This is a genomic window from Pedobacter gandavensis, from assembly GCF_014172405.1.
In the GTDB taxonomy this organism is placed as follows: Bacteria; Bacteroidota; Bacteroidia; order Sphingobacteriales; family Sphingobacteriaceae; genus Pedobacter; species Pedobacter gandavensis.
In genome coordinates this window covers 393,915-410,548 of record NZ_WNXC01000003.1, presented here as the reverse complement: position 1 = coordinate 410,548, position 16,634 = coordinate 393,915, and the positions used below count along the sequence as shown (strand labels likewise).

General features: G+C 40.5%; 13 protein-coding genes. 7 read left to right on the top strand and 6 right to left on the bottom strand.

From position 1 onward, the window contains the following. Positions 1-7 precede the first annotated feature (7 nt). Together GM920_RS11995 and GM920_RS11990 are read left to right on the top strand one after the other, a co-directional pair. Positions 8-979, top strand: a complete 972-nt coding sequence (locus tag GM920_RS11995; protein WP_182957436.1) for a polyprenyl synthetase family protein — start codon at positions 8-10, stop codon at positions 977-979. Between the two features lie 88 nt (positions 980-1,067). Continuing rightward, positions 1,068-2,510: a M28 family peptidase gene (locus tag GM920_RS11990; protein WP_182957434.1), complete on the top strand. Its 1,443-nt coding sequence runs from the start codon at positions 1,068-1,070 to the stop codon at positions 2,508-2,510. Positions 2,511-2,636: 126 nt separating this feature from the next. On the opposite strand, the gene creD is transcribed toward GM920_RS11990, so the two are convergent. The 5 genes from creD to GM920_RS11965 form a co-directional block, all read right to left on the bottom strand. Further along, the gene (gene creD / locus GM920_RS11985; RefSeq protein ID WP_182957432.1) at positions 2,637-4,010 is read right to left on the bottom strand and encodes a cell envelope integrity protein CreD; all 1,374 of its coding nucleotides are present in this window, start codon (positions 4,008-4,010) and stop codon (positions 2,637-2,639) included. Positions 4,011-4,061: 51 nt separating this feature from the next. Further along, positions 4,062-4,364 (bottom strand): winged helix-turn-helix domain-containing protein, encoded by a 303-nt coding sequence (locus tag GM920_RS11980; protein WP_182957430.1) that lies wholly within the window; start codon positions 4,362-4,364, stop codon positions 4,062-4,064. Further along, positions 4,361-4,981: a hypothetical protein gene (locus GM920_RS11975; RefSeq protein ID WP_182957428.1), complete on the bottom strand. Its 621-nt coding sequence runs from the start codon at positions 4,979-4,981 to the stop codon at positions 4,361-4,363. Before GM920_RS11975 ends, GM920_RS11980 begins: the two co-directional genes overlap by 4 nt. A gap of 54 nt (positions 4,982-5,035) precedes the next feature. Next, positions 5,036-5,677, bottom strand: coding sequence for a DUF47 domain-containing protein (locus tag GM920_RS11970; protein ID WP_182957426.1), 642 nt, complete (start codon positions 5,675-5,677; stop codon positions 5,036-5,038). 64 nt (positions 5,678-5,741) lie between these two features. Continuing rightward, the gene (locus GM920_RS11965; RefSeq protein ID WP_182957424.1) at positions 5,742-6,506 is read right to left on the bottom strand and encodes a DeoR/GlpR family DNA-binding transcription regulator; all 765 of its coding nucleotides are present in this window, start codon (positions 6,504-6,506) and stop codon (positions 5,742-5,744) included. 439 nt (positions 6,507-6,945) lie between these two features. Between GM920_RS11965 and GM920_RS11960 the strand changes: the two genes are divergently transcribed. The 4 genes from GM920_RS11960 (at position 6,946) to GM920_RS11945 (ending at position 14,139) form a co-directional block, all read left to right on the top strand. Next, the gene (locus GM920_RS11960) at positions 6,946-10,206 is read left to right on the top strand and encodes a SusC/RagA family TonB-linked outer membrane protein (protein WP_235964508.1); all 3,261 of its coding nucleotides are present in this window, start codon (positions 6,946-6,948) and stop codon (positions 10,204-10,206) included. 64 nt (positions 10,207-10,270) lie between these two features. Further along, entirely contained in the window at positions 10,271-11,731 is a 1,461-nt protein-coding gene (locus tag GM920_RS11955; protein ID WP_182957422.1) for a SusD/RagB family nutrient-binding outer membrane lipoprotein, read from the top strand. A gap of 3 nt (positions 11,732-11,734) precedes the next feature. Next, positions 11,735-13,150, top strand: a complete 1,416-nt coding sequence (locus GM920_RS11950; protein ID WP_182957420.1) for a calcineurin-like phosphoesterase C-terminal domain-containing protein — start codon at positions 11,735-11,737, stop codon at positions 13,148-13,150. 80 nt (positions 13,151-13,230) lie between these two features. Then, positions 13,231-14,139 (top strand): glycerophosphodiester phosphodiesterase family protein, encoded by a 909-nt coding sequence (locus GM920_RS11945; RefSeq protein ID WP_182957418.1) that lies wholly within the window; start codon positions 13,231-13,233, stop codon positions 14,137-14,139. Between the two features lie 9 nt (positions 14,140-14,148). Here GM920_RS11945 and GM920_RS11940 read toward each other — a convergent pair whose 3' ends face one another. Next, positions 14,149-15,315 carry a fatty acid desaturase family protein gene (locus GM920_RS11940; RefSeq protein WP_182957416.1) on the bottom strand — a complete coding sequence of 389 codons (1,167 nt, stop codon included), beginning with the start codon at positions 15,313-15,315 and terminating at the stop codon, positions 14,149-14,151. A gap of 183 nt (positions 15,316-15,498) precedes the next feature. Here GM920_RS11940 and GM920_RS11935 point away from each other — a divergent pair, with 183 nt between their 5' ends. Beyond that, positions 15,499-16,512, top strand: a complete 1,014-nt coding sequence (locus GM920_RS11935) for a LacI family DNA-binding transcriptional regulator (RefSeq protein ID WP_182957413.1) — start codon at positions 15,499-15,501, stop codon at positions 16,510-16,512. Positions 16,513-16,634: the final 122 nt, after the last annotated feature.

Below are 16,634 nucleotides of genomic sequence, written 5' to 3'. Positions count from 1 at the left end.
CACCTGAATGCCGGGAATAAATCAGATAAAACTACCCATAGCCGCCGACATTGCTGCCTTTGAAGAAAAGTTCAAGGCCTCGATGCACAGTGACGCACCATTACTCGATAGGATTACCCATTATATTGTTAAAAGAAAGGGTAAACAAATTCGTCCGATGTTCGTCTTCTTTGCTGCAAAACTTTGCGGCGGAATCATTGAATCTACACATAGAGGTGCCGCTTTGGTGGAACTGCTACATACTGCAACCCTGGTGCATGATGATGTGGTAGATAATGCTTACGAACGTAGAGGTTTCTTCTCCATCAATGCTTTATGGAAAAATAAGATTGCGGTTTTAGTAGGTGATTACCTGCTGGCCAAAGGATTGTTGCTTTCCGTAAATAATGGGGAATTCCGTCTGTTGCAAATCGTTTCTGAAGCGGTAAAGCAAATGAGTGAAGGGGAGTTGCTGCAAATTGAAAAGGTTCGTAAGATGGACATCAGTGAAGAATTATACTTTGATGTGATCCGTCAGAAAACAGCTTCTTTAATTGCTTCTTGCTGCGCTTGTGGTGCTGCTTCTGCAGGTGCCGATGAGGAAACCATCGAGAAAATGAGGTTGTTCGGTGAAAAGGTAGGTATCGCTTTTCAAATTAAAGACGATACTTTTGACTTTGGAACTGATGATGTTGGAAAACCGCTAGGTATCGACATTAAAGAGAAAAAGGTAACACTTCCTTTGATCTATGCCCTGAATCGTTCTGAAAAAGCAGAGAAAAAGAAAATGATCAGTTTGGTGAAAAATCACCAGGATGACCCCGCTAAAATCCAACAAATCATCGATTTCGTGAATGCCAAAGAAGGGGTTCGCTATGCGCATGAAAAAATGGTGCAGTATCAGCAGGAAGCTTTCGATATTCTCTATTCTTTTGAAGAAGGAGAAGCCAGAACAGGACTGGAGCAGTTGGTTCGTTATACTACAGAACGCAAGAAATAACCATCATCATAAATTTGTTGCAAAAAAAATGACCTGCAGGTAGAACTGTACAGGCAAAATCCTTATTTTCATTGAAAATACCCCCATTATGAAAACTATTTTTAGTTTATTGATTTGTGGTATCGCAGTTTCTGCGGTAGCACAAACGTCCGTACAAAAGAAAACGGAAATACAGTCGCAAAGACAGATTCAGGATGATTTCGTCCCGGTTTTCAAAAAAATCAATGCTGAAGTTCAGGCCAATTCTAAAGCGTATGATAACCTGAAGTTCGCTACAGAAAATATTGGGCACCGTTTAACTGGTTCTGAAAATGGAGCAAAAGCAGAGGCTTATGCCTATCAACTGTTAAAGTCTTACGGTTATGAGGTGAAATATCAACCTTTTGAGGTGGAAAGTTGGAGCAGACTAAGCAATGAGACGAAAATTGGAGATTCAGAAAATGAATTGAAAAAGGTAAACTCAGTGACCTTGGCGCATTCGCCGGTAAAAGCGAATGTATTAGGAGAGCTGATTGATTTGGGGAATGGTTTAGAAGCTGATTATACAAAGGACGCTGGAAAGGTGAAGGGGAAAATCGCCCTGGTATATCTGGGTATCCTTCCTGGATCCCCTGAAAAAACACCTTATTTACACCGATCGGAAAAAGCGGCCATTGCCATTAACCATGGCGCCGTTGGGATCATCCTGATCAATGGTGTAAAAGATGGTGTATTGCTAACCGGAACTGCTTCGGTAACTGGAAAACTGATTCCTATCCCTGCAATTTGCATTGGCTTGGAAGATGGGATGGCTTTAAAGGAAACACTTCAGCATAAAAAGCAATACGCAAGTTTAAACATGACCAATTTCTCTGGCCCAATTAAAGCCAGAAATATAATTGCGACACTTAAAGGAACGACGTTGCCGCAAGAGAAAATTGTGGTAGGTGGCCATCTGGATAGCTGGGATCTGGCAACAGGTGCAATCGACAATGGGATAGGTTCTTTTGCCATCATCGATATGGCGCGTGCTTTCAAAAAACTAAATCTAAAAACAGCGAGGACTTTGGAATTTATCTTGTTTATGGGCGAAGAACAAGGCTTACTAGGATCAAAAGCTTATGTTGCGGAAGCGCAAAAACAAAATGGACTGGATAAAGTCCGCTTTATGTTGAACTATGATATGGCCAATAACCCTAAAGGTTTTTCTACGAGTAGGGTAGAAATGAAAGATTTATTTACCGCTTGGGGGAGCCAGATCAATAAACTGGATACTGGTTTCAAAAATGTATTTTATTCAGGCGCAGGTTTGCATAGCGATCACCAGCCTTTCTTATTGGAAGGGATCCCTACTGGTGGTGGCGCAGGGGAGCAGTTGCCGAATCATTCTGGTCCTTTTTACCATTCTGACGGAGATGTATTCTCACTGGTGGATGATCAGGAATTAAGGAATACCGTAAGGTTTAGTGCGATGCTGGCTTATGCTTTAGCGAATACCCCAAATATTCCTGTCAGCAGACAATCAGATGAGGTGTTGAAAAAGTTCCTCTAGGATAATGACCTGGAACTCCCTTTGAAGGTTGCTGGAGAATGGAAATGGTAAATTTCAAAGCGCTGAATTCCTAATCAGGAATTCAGCGCTAAATAGATTGGTTTATCTTGCGATTGAAAAAATTTCTTAAGATTGAGCAAGGTCCACACCCGGTTTATGCCAGTTTATTTTCACCGAGAAATACATCAGACAGGCCACTGTAATAAACAAGCCAATACTTCCGAAAAGCAGCGCAAGGTCTTGTAGCTGGATAATCACATAAATGAAACTATAAAAGATGCTGAGAATAATGGCGAAAGCGATTGCCGCTTTTTTATTCCGGAGAAAAGCACCAATAAAGCTACTGACCAAGATTACTGTAGCTACTGAGGCAATAAAATAGGCAATTGCAAATCCTACTTGCTCAGTAAATGAAAGTAATAGCGTATAGTAGATGATCATTGCTGCCCCGATTAACACATACTGCAGCAGGTTTACCTTTACTTTGTTCAATAACTCGATAAAGAAAAGAGAGATGAAGCTCAGTAAAATGATGAGGATGGCGTATTTTGCAGAGCGCATGGTTTTCTGATACTGATCTACCGGGAGCAAAAATTTAACCCCAAATGTGGCTTTGACTTTATTTTGTGGGGTCAGTACCTGTTGACCACTTATCCATTGCTGCGGAAATGGTCTGTTGAAATTCGACATCTTCCAGGTACTATTGAATTGTTTTTCCGTGATGTTCCTGTTTTCCGGAAGAAATGCCCCTGTGAAACTTGGATTGTTCCATGCACCATTTACCTTGATGGTGCTATTTTTACCCAGGTGCAGGAAATTCAAGGCCTCACTACCTCTCAACTCTAACTCATAATTGAATTGGATGGCAGCACTCTTTTTTGCTGCGAGGTCAATTTGTACACCTAAGTTGTTGGCAAATAGATTGTCCGCTGCAAAATCTGGCTCCGCGGTATAAGGTTGTCCTTCTATTTTGATGATAGGGCTACTTTTTAAACCTTTAAAATCACTGATTCCGGCAACAATTTTGGCTTTATCCCATAGGATCAGGTCAGGATTAACACCTGATTTCTTCCATTCTAGTGGACTGAATTTTCCGTGTAAGCTAATTTTTGCATGGTAGACTACGGCATCAAAGATTCCACGGTGTAGAATTTCTGGGTTCACCTGGCTTTGTATATCCAATGTTTCTGGAAGAAGGTATATGGTGGAAAGACTTTCTTTCATCATTTGTTTGCCGTTAACATCGGTCGTCTTGGTCCATGTTTTATATGGGAGTTGTAAGATTGGGCTTTCTATCAATTGCGGACCAGACCATTTTTCTGAAATTTCTTTGATGGCATCATCTTGTCTGCCTTGTCGCTCTTCAATCAGGAATTGTATCCAGGAGGAGGGAATGAGCAAGAGCAGTGTGAGCACGGCAATTAAAAATAATTTAGCGCCAACGGATTCCTGAAGTTGTTGGAATACCGATTTTTCTTTTTGCGATTGAGTTGTTTCCATGGTTTTATTTTTAAAAGTACTTTGTGTTTCAAAGTAGGTGGATAAAAAAAATTAAGTTTTTTGAAGTTTGATTAAATTTTCAAGGGATTCCAGGTGTTTTAGGAAGGCAATTTTTCCTTTTTCCGAAGCGGCATAACTGGTGTTAGGCTTTCTTCCGAGGAAGGATTTATAGACATTAATATAAGCTTCTTTTTCCAGCGCTTTTAGGTGAGAGGCCAGATTGCCATCTGTCACCTCCAGCAATTCTTTCAGAGAATTGAAGTCGTAATTATCATTGGCCACCAGGATGCTCATAATCTGCAAGCGAACTCGGTTTTCAAAGGCTTTATCGAAATTTGCTAATGTGGTTTTCACTTGTCGTATTTAAAATGCATGATCGTACCATAAATGATGTGGAGTAATCCGAAACCAATGGTCCAGAAAAGTAAGCCATATCCAGGTATTAAGGCGGCAAATATACCTAGAATCAGCTCCATTAAGCCTAACCATTTTACATCTTCAAACGTGAAATTGCTGGCACCAACCAGGGCAAGGCCGTAAAATATCAGACAGGTAGGGGCGATAACGCCGTAATATCCTCTATAAAAAAGAATTAGGATCAACAGGCCTCCGGTAAGTAAAGGAACCAGCATACTGAAAAGTAGTTTTTTGCTGATTGGATTCCAGACCTTCTGGTTATTTTTATTTGCTTTTCTGAGGGTAAGCAAAATCCCCGTACCAATAGAAAGAATCAATACTGCTAATGCGACGAAAAACAAGTTCCAGAGCAGCTCTGCTTCCTGCAATAAATTTTCCCGGTAATCCATGGTTAGGCTTTGCCCGTATACCAATAGATAGGCAATACCAGCACCAATTAAGGCATAAACTCCCGCCATGATTCCTGATAACCCGCTAAGGGAGATGAATTTTGCAGAACGCTCCATCAGGTTTCTGATGGAATGGAGTTCAGAATAGATTTCTTGCTTTTCCATAAAAGTACTTTGTATTACAAAGTAAAGTATTAATTATGGAATCTGCAATAGGGCTTAAGAATTTTTTACAAGGATGCTTTCCAGTACGTTGGCTACATCATCACATTTATCAGTGGCCATCTCCAGGAGCTGAAGTATCTCTTTTTGTTTGATGAGCTCTATGGGACTGATATCAGATTGGAATAAAAAAGCCAGTGCCTGGTGGCATACGGCATCTGCCTGGCCTTCGCCTTTATAAATCCGCAGACAAACGTCGCTGATTAAGGTCGTGTTTTTAAAGGTTCGAAGTTCTTTAAGGGCAATTTCCAGGTCTCGGCACATTTCGATCAACAGTTGCGCCATTTTGATCATCGGTTTATTGAGCTCTGTAACCTGATACAGGTCTACATTAATGGCTGCGGTATGCATATAGTCGGCAATGGCATATAAAGCGCTGATCAGAGAATGAATGTCTTCTCTGCTGAATGGGGTGATCAGACTTTTACTAAGACTCAGAAACACCTTGGTACGGATCTGTTCGCCGGTATGCTCCATGCGTTCGATTTCCTTAATATGGGATTTCCGTAACTCCAGATCTGTTGTGCTTAAAGTAAGCAGCAAGGTTTCTGATAAGCGCACCAAGTTCCCTCCGCATTGTTCAAAGAGAGGCTGGAATTTTTTATCTTTAGGGCTAAAGACTTTGAAGAAGTTGTTCATAAAGCAGACGATTTAACTCAAAAATATCGATCGCAATATTAACAAGGGATGAAGTTTCTGCTATTTAAACGATAGAGACTTCGATGCCTAAACTTTCAAGTTGTTGTAGTATCTGTGGAGAGACCCCGCTATCGGTAATCACATGATCGACTTCTTCAATTCCACAAATCTTTCCAAAACCTCTTTTCCCAAACTTGGTAGAATCAGCCAGGACGATTACCTTTTGGGAGGCATCCATCATCTGTTTGTTGAGCTGTGCTTCAAAAGCATTGGTGGTGGTGAGGCCAAATTCTAAATCAATCCCATCTACGCCAAGAAATAACTTACTGCAGAAAACATTGCTTAGGATGTTGTCAGAATAAGGACCGGTTACAGAAGCCGAGCTTTTTCTCAATAGTCCACCCAGTTGGATTACATCAATGTTATCATGACGAATGAGTTCTAAAGCTACGTTTAATGCAGAGGTAATGACAGTGAGGTTGCCCTGTGGTTTAATGGCTCTGGCCAATGCCAACACTGTTGTGCCGGAAGCGATGATAATAGAATCATTGTCTTTGACCAATTGTGCTGCGGTGGCAGCTATTCTCAATTTTTCTGAAGATTGTAATTCCTCTTTTTCATTTACTGGTCGGTCTACGGTATACGGATTGTTCAGTGTGGCTCCTCCATGGGTTCTAAAAAGTAACTTTTTGTCTTCGAGAAGTTTCAAATCCTTACGGATGGTCACCGAGGAAACATCTAGTTCCTTACATAAAACCTGAACATCTACAGATCCCTCTGCCTGAATTCTGTGGAGAATGTATTGGTGTCTTTCTGCAATGTTGATCATGGTTGGGCTTGTTGTGTGGTTTTTGGTTGGCTTGGAATTAAAGATGCAACAAAATTAAATGAAAAAATAAATTAATCAGCTATGTTTTTGGGACGCGATAACTCGCTATTTCATTTTGTTGTGATTTAATGTTAAGCGAAAGTTAACGAAGGGATATGCTCGTCATTGCTGAGGATATTTCTTGTTTTTTTATTTAAAACAGCTGACACTTAGTATTTAAGCAGTATCGTGTGTTGGAGATTGATTCTCGTTGTTTCGTTTTGTTTTTCCTTTAAAGATGCCTTTTTTGGTGTGATTAAGGCTGTTTTTGGGTTTAATTTAACACATCAATAATGTACGGTTAATAGTAATAGGGAGATATTTGCGGCGAAACGCAAAATGGAAATGAAACGAAATGTGAGGGTTCCAGCATGTTAAACACACACAATTGATAACGATAATGAAGAAAACTTTTACCAATCATCAACGGTTTACGAAATTTTTCAAGTACAGGGCAATTTTCCTGGCCATGGCGATTGTGCCTGCCGGCGAAATATTGGCTGCTACGCCTGTAGTTAAATCGCGTAGTATTTTACAAGAGCAGGTTACAGTTAAGGGGATAGTGAAAGATCAAAAGGACGGACAGCCATTGCCTGGGGTTACCATTACGGATCAGCATAGAAAAGTAATCGCTGCTACAAATGCTGAAGGTGCTTTTAACCTGATCATTCCGAAAGGAACTGTATTATCCTTTAATATGATTGGCTACAATGTAGCTACAAAAACATTTAATGAAAACCAAAGTCAGGTGCTAATTTCTTTAGCGGAGTCGAGTAATGAGCTAAATGAGGTCGTTGTGACTGCGTTGGGAATCAAACGTGAAGCAAAATCCCTGGGCTTCGGCGCGACCGTGGTGACTGGGAAAGATATTTCTGATGCACCTTCTAATAACTGGTCTGATGCCTTAAAAGGTAAAGTACCGGGAATGATGTTGACGCAAACAGGCTCAGGACCGATTAATAGTGCGAGAATTAATCTTCGTGGTGATCGCTCCCTGAGTGGTAATAATGAGGCATTGATTGTGGTAGATGGGGTGCCTATCTTGACCCGTGCGGCGAGTTCTGGTGTAAATGATGCTTACGGTGCAGGTTCTTCCGGTGCCGATAAAGACATTCCAATCGATTTTGGAAATGGGATCTCCGATATTAATCCGGATGATATCGCTTCAGTAACGGTATTAAAAGGTGCAGCTGCGGCCGCGCTTTATGGTAGCAGGGCACAAAATGGGGCATTGATCATCACCACTAAATCAGGTGCTAAAAGAGAAAAAGGATTGGGTATTACTTTCAACTCTAATACGAGCATCAATGATGTATTGCGCTGGCCGGATTACCAGTATGAATATGGTCAGGGAAATGACAATAGAAATGCTGCGGGTGAATTGTATTACTCTTATGGCGCCTCTGCGGATGGAGTAAGTACCAGTGCCACCTCCAGCGCATTCGGTCCGAAGTTTAATGGTCAGAGTTATTTTCAATATGATCCCAATTTAGAAGGTCAGGGTTTAACACGTACACCATGGGTTCCATATAAAGACAATATTAAAGGATACTGGCGTACCGGTTATACGCTTCAGAATGGTGTTGCTCTGGATGGTGGTACAGATAACTTTACTGCCAGAGCTTCCATCACACATACCAAAAATGAATGGATCATGCCAAATACAGGCTTTGAAAGATTGGTCGCATCCTTGAATACCAGTATGCAGATTTCAAAGAAAATGAAACTGAATGGAAAAATCAGTTACACCAATAAAACCAGTGATAACCTTCCGGGGACTGGATACAACGGTCAGTCGATTGGTTACTTTATGATCTTCCAAAATCCAAATGTGGATTTGAATTGGTATAAACCGATGTGGAAGAAAGGTCTGGAGCAGTTGAAACAGATTCACCCTTTTAGCTCCTACATAGAAAATCCATTTCTGATTGCCAATGAAATGACAAACAGCCTGAATAGTACCAATCTGGAAGGAAACCTGCAAGGGGTTTATACTTTCAATGACCAATGGGAGTTGATGGTGCGTTCCGGACTAAATATGCGTGTGGATGCTCGCGAACAACGCCGCACATTCGATACCTCGAATTTTCCATTGGGATATTACAAGCAACAGGATGTGAACTTCCAGGAATACAATACGGATGCTTTACTGAGTTATACCAAAAGCCTGGCACCTAAATTAGGCTTGCGCGCTTCCTTTGGTGGAAACTTAATGAGAAGAACATTAAAGGAGAATAATTCTGTTGCACGCGGCTTACTATCACCAGGAGTGTATAAGTTGTCGAATGCATTAACCAATGCACTTGCTGAAAATGAACTGATTAAGCGGGAGACGCAAAGTGCTTTCGGTTTGATCAATCTGGATTGGGATAAGAAAATCTATCTGGATATTACCGGACGAAATGACTGGTCTTCTACTTTACCAAAAGGCAATAACTCTTATTTCTACCCTTCTGTAAGTACCAGTTATATTTTATCGGATATGTTCAAAATGCCTAAAGCAGTTTCTTTTGCGAAATTAAGACTTTCATGGGCGCAGATTGGTTCGGATACAGAACCTTACCGTACTCAAAAATATTATGGCTCTTCGTTATTTCCTGGTTCGGCAGAAGCACCAGGAACCTTATATAATGACAACCTGAAACCAGAAATGTCTACTTCCTGGGAAACAGGTGCCAATGTTGCTTTTCTAAAGAATCGCATCACGGCCGATGTGAATTTATATATGTCAACTACCAGCAATCAGGTTTTATTGGTGCCATTAGACATCACGACTGGCTATTCTAAAGGTTTTGTGAATGGGGGTAAGGTGCGTAATAAAGGTGTAGAATTGATGTTGAGTGGCAAACCAGTCGTTTCTGGTGATTTTACCTGGACTTCTACCGTTACTTGGTCGAAAAACCAAAACAGAATCCTCGAGTTGAGTAAGGATGTATTGAGTGCACAGCAGATTATTGCACAAAGTGGTTCTGGTGCTGCTTCGATTATCGCGACAGTTGGCGGGACTACTGGTGACTTATGGGGTTATGGACTAGTTCGCAACGACAATGGTGATGTAATTTTTGATAAAAAGACTGGTTTTGCGGTTCGTCCTACAGACATGAAGAAAATCGGTAATGCGTATGCAGACTGGCGCGGTGGTTTCCACAATGAATTCAGGTATAAAGATTTTACATTAAGCGTATTGGTTGACGGTCAGTTTGGTGGTATTGTGTATTCTCAAACACACCATAAAATGACAGAACAAGGAAAATTAACACATACGCTTCTTGGCAGGGAAGAAGGAGGTGTAATTGGCGAAGGAGTTGTGCAAAATACTGATGGCAGCTTTTCTCCGAACACCACCAGAGTACCAGTGGCGACCTGGTATGCCGATTATTACCGTCGCGCAAACGTAGAGACAAATAGCTTTGATGCTTCTTACTTGAAATTAAGAGAGGCTAGAATTGAATACCGCTTGCCTAAAACATGGATCAAAAAAATGAATATTACCGGTGCTACAATTGCCCTATATGGCAGAGATCTGGCAATGATTTCTAAATTCCCTGCTTTTGATCCGGAAACAGCTGCATTAAATGGTTCAACGGTGATGCCAGGTGTTGAAATGGGCCAGTTGCCAAGCACCAGAACTTTTGGATTGAATTTAAGGCTACAACTATAATTGGAGTAAAAGAACAAAACGGCCATTGGCCATAAAATATAAAAGGTTACAAAAATATAATCAAATGAAAATAAAGATAACAGCCATTCTTGCTTTGGTGAATCTGATGGTTTTTTCTTCTTGTACGAAGGATTTTGAAGAACTGAATACCAATCCTAATTTGGTGCAAACTGCTGTTCCGGGAAGTTTATTAACACCTACCATGTATGGTATGAGTACTTACTTTACGGTGAGAAGTTACAACTTTACCTGGCAGATCATGCAAGTAGGCTTGCCTAACCCTAGTCTTTCTGCTGGTATTCACCGCTATGATGTTCAGGAATCTGAAGGAAATGGGACCTGGAACAATTGCTATAAGTATTTGCGCAATGTAAAAGAGATGGAAGCTTCGGCAAAGGTGTTTAATATGCCGGTTTACAAGGCGGTGGCAACTACAATGAAGGCTTATATCAGTGGAATCCTGACCGATAGCTTTGGTGATGTGCCCTTTTCTGAGGCAATGCGCGCAGAAGAAAAGATTACTCAGCCCCGCTTTGATACACAGGAAGAAATTTATGTTTCCTTACTCCAACAGCTGGAAGAAGCAAACACCATTTATGCTACGGAAAAAGGAGCGATGTCTGGCAATGACTTTTTATATGCTAATAAGAAGGAAAACTGGCAGAAGTTCAATAACTCCTTATTGATGCGCATGCTGTTACGTCTCTCTAAAAGAACGGAGTTCAAAAGTTATGAACGTTTAAAGGCGATGATTGCTGATCCTGTGAAATATCCGGTATTTACCAGTAATGCAGAAGCTGCAATTGTTAAGGTTTCCGGAATTGCACCTTATGATTATGCCTGGGGCAGACGTCAGGATTATGTGAATTCTGAAGCCATGGGAGAATTTTTTGTAGACATGTTGAATGGTGTTAATGACCCTAGAAGAGCATTGTTTATGACTAAAGCCTCTAAAATTGTAGATAAAAAACCTGTAGATATAGGCTTTAAAGGATATACTGCTGGTCATTCCGGGCAAGATTCACAATTTGGCTTTACGCCAAGCGGACCTAACGGAGATTTAATGTTCCCGGCGGCAGTAGGTACAGCAATTAATGAGGTGATCATGAGCTATGCGGAAGTAGAATTTATTAAAGCGGAAGTGGCATTAGTAACCGGCGATTTGCCAGCAGCAAAAACCGCTTATGAAAAAGGAGTAGCCGCTGCGGTTACGCAATGGCCGAATGGAGTAATGCCTGCCGATTATTTTAGCAACCCTAATGCTGCTTTTAACGGAACACTAGAACAGGTTATGAATCAGAAGTATTTGGCTTTGTTCTTTAATGACTACCAGCAGTGGTTTGAATATCGCCGTACCGGTTTTCCTAAATTGCCAAAAACAGCTTTTATGTTGCATAATGGAGAGATGCCTACACGCTTTATGTACCATAATGATGTGCGTAGATTTAATCCGGAAAATTATAGAATTGCTGCCGATCGTATCGGTGGAGACAACGTGATGACTAAAGTTTGGTGGGAGAAATAAGTGATGAACAGAAGATTATTTATACAGAATTTTAGCATGCTGACTACCGGTTTGGTGGTCAGCTTGAATAATGATGCCTTCGCTGCATTGCAAAGAGGAAATACCATCAAAGGAAGGGTGACCTCTGGTAAAAAAGGACTGGCCAATATAGTGGTTTCTGATGGCTACTCTGTGGTAAGGACGGATGCCAAAGGAAATTATAAAATCAAGACTGATCCAATGGCATCAACAGTCTGGTTGAGTACGCCGGCCGGTTATGAGTTTCCAACGAAAGCCAGTTTGGCGAGTCATTATCATCTTCTGGGGAGTAGAAATGAGTACGATTTCGACCTGAAGCGCCTAAAAAAGGACGATCAGCAACATGGCTTTATCATCTGGGCGGATCCGCAGGTAAAGAATAAAAAAGATGTGGCTCAAATGATGGAAACAGCTGTTCCAGATGTTCAGGAATTGGTTGCTTCATTAGGGGAAGATGCATTGATCCATGGAATTGGGGTTGGAGATCTGGTTTGGGACAATCATGCATTGTTTGCAGATTACAATGCCGCGGTTGCACAAATGAACATTCCGTTTTTCCAGGCATTAGGAAACCATGATATGGACTATAGAATGGGCGGAGATGAAACTTCCGACCGTACTTTTAAAGAAATTTATGGCCCTACCTATTACTCCTTCAATAGGGGGAAGGCACATTATGTGGTCTTGGACAATGTGCGTTACCTGGGTAAAGAAAGAGAATACGATGGCTTTATCTCAGAAAACCAATTGGCCTGGCTGCAAAAAGACTTACAGCAAGTCCCAAAAGATCAGCTGTTGATTATCAATTTGCATATTCCGGTATATAATTCTGTGAAGAATAACGCTGACTTTTATGCTTTATTAGCGGGTTATAAAAATGTACACATCATGTCGGGACATACCCATTACAATGCCAATCACATTCAGGATGGTATTTATGAACACAATCATGGGACGGTTTGTGGCGCATGGTGGACCGGGCCAATCTGTAGTGATGGGACACCAAGAGGCTACGGTGTTTATGAGGTTGATGGAAATGAGTTGAAATGGTATTATAAATCAACCGGAAAGGATAAAAAAGAGCAGATGAGTATTTATGTGGATCAGTTAACCAACCAGACCCGGGTTATTGCCAATGTCTGGAACTGGGATCCGGAGTGGAAAGTTATTTATTTCCTGGATGATCGTCCAATGGGGATTATGGAACAGCAAAAGGGCTTTGATCCTTTAGCGGTTAAACTGTACCTTGGAGATCAGCTGCCAATAGGTAGAACCTTTGCTGAACCACAGAAAATGGATCACCTGTTTACTGCACATTTTGCACCTTCAGTAAAAAAGGTAAAGGTATTGGCTACTGACCGCTTTGGGAACGAGTATCTTATGGAAATGGCATGTTCCTAGATTTGGATATATATAGCGCATAAAATGATCATCACTTTGATTGGTATAAATTATCACCTAATAAGTATAAACTATAATTCATGAAAATTAACTCCTTATTGATTGGCCTCGCTGTGATCGGATTATATTCGTCTGAGCTGAAGGCACAAGTAAAAGTGATCTCTTTGGCAAAATATCCGGTATTTAGTACCGAAGGCCATCGCGGTGCCCGTGGACTAATGCCTGAAAACAGTATCTTAGCTATGAAAAAAGCAATCGATATTGGGGTAACGACACTGGAAATGGATACCCACATCACCAAAGATCAGGAAGTAGTAGTAACGCATGATGACTACTTAAGCCCGGCCTTTATGTTAGATGCTCAGGGAAATGAATTGTTATCTGCGGATGCTAAAAAATACCCGGTATATCAAATGACTTACCCGCAATTGAAAGCGTTTGACCTGGGTTCAAAATACTATGCAGCATTCCCTCAGCAAGAAAAGATAAAAACATTTATTCCTCGTCTGGAGGAATTGATTGATTCTGTACAACATTACTTAAAAAAAACAGGTAAAAAGCAAGTGTTCTATAATATAGAAACGAAATGCAGTCCTGAAGGAGATGGCTTGTTGAACCCTGATCCCGAAACTTTTGTGAGGCTGTTGATGGCAGTAGTAGAGAAAAAAAGAATAGCGCCATTTGTGGTGATTCAATCTTTTGATAAAAGGACTTTACAAGTATTAAATGAAAAATACCCGGAAGTAAGGACTTCTTATTTGGTATCCAACCAGAAAAGCCTGGAAGAAAACCTTGCAGACCTTGGTTTTACGCCTTTCATCCTGAGCCCGGCTTATAAAATGGTGAATGCTGAACTCGTAAAGAAATGCCATGATCTGGAAATCAAAGTGATTCCCTGGACGGTAAATTCGGAAAAAGACATCCAAGCCCTTAAAGATTTGAAGGTAGACGGTATCATTTCTGATTATCCTAATTTATTGGTGCCATAATAGATCACCTTAGTTGCGATAAGAGACCGGTTCAGCAGCCAGAAAAACAGGCTCGGGAAATGGAATAATCTCCCTGTTCACATATCGGTCTGTTTTATAGGTCTCTTTTCCAAGCTTCTTTAACATCTTATAATGGGATTTCAAGGCATCCAGGAAAGTCGGACATTCATTATAAGGCAGGTTGTATTCTGCTGCGGTTTCTTTGACAATTTTACTGATTGCTGGGTAATGAATATGACAGATTTTTGGAAACAAGTGGTGTTCTACCTGTCTGTTTAAGCCGCCACACAGGAATGCTGCAAGGGAACTGTTTACGGCAAAGTTAGCTGTGGTTTGCAATTGGTGTGCTGCCCATGCTTCCTCGATATTACCTTCCTCATTGGGAAAAGGAAATTCTGTAGCTTCTACCACGTGTGCCAATTGGAATACCAGTCCCAAGACTAATCCCTGCGCGAATTGCATCACCAGAAAACCAATAATAAACTGCCACCAGGTAATGTTCATCACCATTAAAGGAAGGACAATGAAAAGGAAATAATAAATGGCTTTATAAAAAAACAGGTTGAAGTATTCAATTTTAGGGTGGTTTAAGACATGCTCACCAATTTTTTTCTGAAAGAATTTCTTATAATCTTTTCTGAAAACCCAGGAAAGCATCGCCAGACTATAGAGCGCAAAAGCATAAAAATGCTGGTATTGTTGTACCCTGTTTACGGTTTCAGAAGTTGAAAATCGGATTAAACCTGGTGCCACATCAATATCTTCATCATGCCCCGCAATATTTGTATAGGTATGGTGTACAATGTTATGGCAGATGTTCCATACATAGGGACTGGCTCCGATCAGGTTAAAAATAAAGCTGAAGACTTTATTTATGGTAGGATTCGGAGATAGTGCTTTATGAATGGCATCATGGCAAACATTAAATCCTACAAAAGCACCGAACATCCCCAAAAGAACTGTCAATACAAGCATGATTGGTATGCTGAAGTTGCCCAGTAACAGCAACAAATAGATACTCGTTAAGCCAGTAAGGAAGAAAAAAACTTTGAACCACATGGCCGGATTGGCATAAGTAGTGGTGTTGTTTGCTGTAAAATAGGCATCAACTCTCTTTCGGACTGTAATGTAAAATGTTGATTTATTGGTGTTTGTAAACTTAATCTTTCTCGCCATAAATTGTTTTTCCGTACTAAATGTATGGCTTTCCCCTAGGTAATTTTAGCTAATGTAGCACAATTAATACGGACCTGTCACTTTCTTATATTATTATTTAGTTATGAAAATACGAGCAGTTTAGATTTTCATCTATATTTACCCTCAATTAATGGTTCTATATCAACCATTATTGGAACATAGATGGAGAGCATCAATATCAAGCAATTAGCTAAAGCCCTGAATTTATCTACTTCAACGGTTTCCCGAGCTTTCAGAGATAATAGTGACATTAGTAAGGAAACAAAGGAGAAAATCCTGGCAAAGGCGAAAGAATTAAACTATCAGCCCAATCATTATGCGAGTAATCTGAGAGAGCAAAAAAGTAAAACCATTGCGGTGATTGTTCCGGAATTGGCAAATAACTTTTTCTCACAGGCAATTAATGGGATTGAAAAAATTGCCCGAGGAAAGGGATACCATATTCTGATTTATGCAACAGATGATGATTATGAAAAAGAAGTTTCTTTCATCAGGCACTTACACAATGGTAGAGCAGATGGGATCATTATGTCGGTGTCTGGAGAAGCAAATGACCATACTTATCTGAATGAACTGAGTCAGAAACGCTTGCCATTGGTGTTTTTTGATCGGGTATATGAAGATATCATTACCCCTAGAGTGATCACCAATGATTATGACAGTAGTTTTTCTGCTACGGAACATTTGATCAAGCAAGGCTGTAAGAAGATTGCCTACCTGGTGATCAACAAAAATCTGTCTATTGGTAAGTTTAGAATGCAAGGCTATATTGATGCATTGGCGAAATATAAAATTCCTTTCGAAGATCACCTGGTGGTGGACTGTACCAACAGCTACGCAAAAAATTCGTTGATTTTAAAGCGATTGTTGCTGGATATAAAACCGGATGGGATTTTTACTTCCGTAGAAAGATTGGCTTTTGCCACCTATTACGCTTGTTATGACTTGAAGATTTCTATTCCTGAAGATTTAATGGTGATTGGTTTCTCAAGTTTAGAAATTGCCCCTTTACTAAACCCTTCTTTAACCACGGTTACACAACCTGCTACGAAAATAGGAATTGAGGCTGCCAATCTTTTATTTAGGATGTTGGAAGATCCGGAAGAGGTGAATCCAAATCAAAAGATAGTACTCAATTCTAAATTGATAAAAAGACGGTCGACGGAGCAAATTTAATACTTGCTTTTTACAAGGCAATCGTCTTTATAATGGCTTCGAAAACGGTTGCTGTCCCTCAGGATTATGATCGGTAAATCGCCCTTTTTTTGTTCAGAAAAGAAGGGCATTTTTTTTGTCTT

Bases quoted from the DNA above. Each gene is read 5' to 3' on its own strand.
- GM920_RS11995 (WP_182957436.1), top strand. From the start codon at position 8: ATGCCGGGAATAAATCAGATAAAACTACCCATAGCCGCCGACATTGCT.
- GM920_RS11990 (WP_182957434.1), top strand. From the start codon at position 1,068: ATGAAAACTATTTTTAGTTTATTGATTTGTGGTATCGCAGTTTCTGCG.
- creD (WP_182957432.1), bottom strand. From the start codon at position 4,010: ATGGAAACAACTCAATCGCAAAAAGAAAAATCGGTATTCCAACAACTT.
- GM920_RS11975 (WP_182957428.1), bottom strand. From the start codon at position 4,981: ATGGAAAAGCAAGAAATCTATTCTGAACTCCATTCCATCAGAAACCTG.
- GM920_RS11970 (WP_182957426.1), bottom strand. From the start codon at position 5,677: ATGAACAACTTCTTCAAAGTCTTTAGCCCTAAAGATAAAAAATTCCAG.
- GM920_RS11965 (WP_182957424.1), bottom strand. From the start codon at position 6,506: ATGATCAACATTGCAGAAAGACACCAATACATTCTCCACAGAATTCAG.
- GM920_RS11960 (WP_235964508.1), top strand. From the start codon at position 6,946: ATGAAGAAAACTTTTACCAATCATCAACGGTTTACGAAATTTTTCAAG.
- GM920_RS11955 (WP_182957422.1), top strand. From the start codon at position 10,271: ATGAAAATAAAGATAACAGCCATTCTTGCTTTGGTGAATCTGATGGTT.
- GM920_RS11950 (WP_182957420.1), top strand. From the start codon at position 11,735: ATGAACAGAAGATTATTTATACAGAATTTTAGCATGCTGACTACCGGT.
- GM920_RS11945 (WP_182957418.1), top strand. From the start codon at position 13,231: ATGAAAATTAACTCCTTATTGATTGGCCTCGCTGTGATCGGATTATAT.
- GM920_RS11940 (WP_182957416.1), bottom strand. From the start codon at position 15,315: ATGGCGAGAAAGATTAAGTTTACAAACACCAATAAATCAACATTTTAC.
- GM920_RS11935 (WP_182957413.1), top strand. From the start codon at position 15,499: ATGGAGAGCATCAATATCAAGCAATTAGCTAAAGCCCTGAATTTATCT.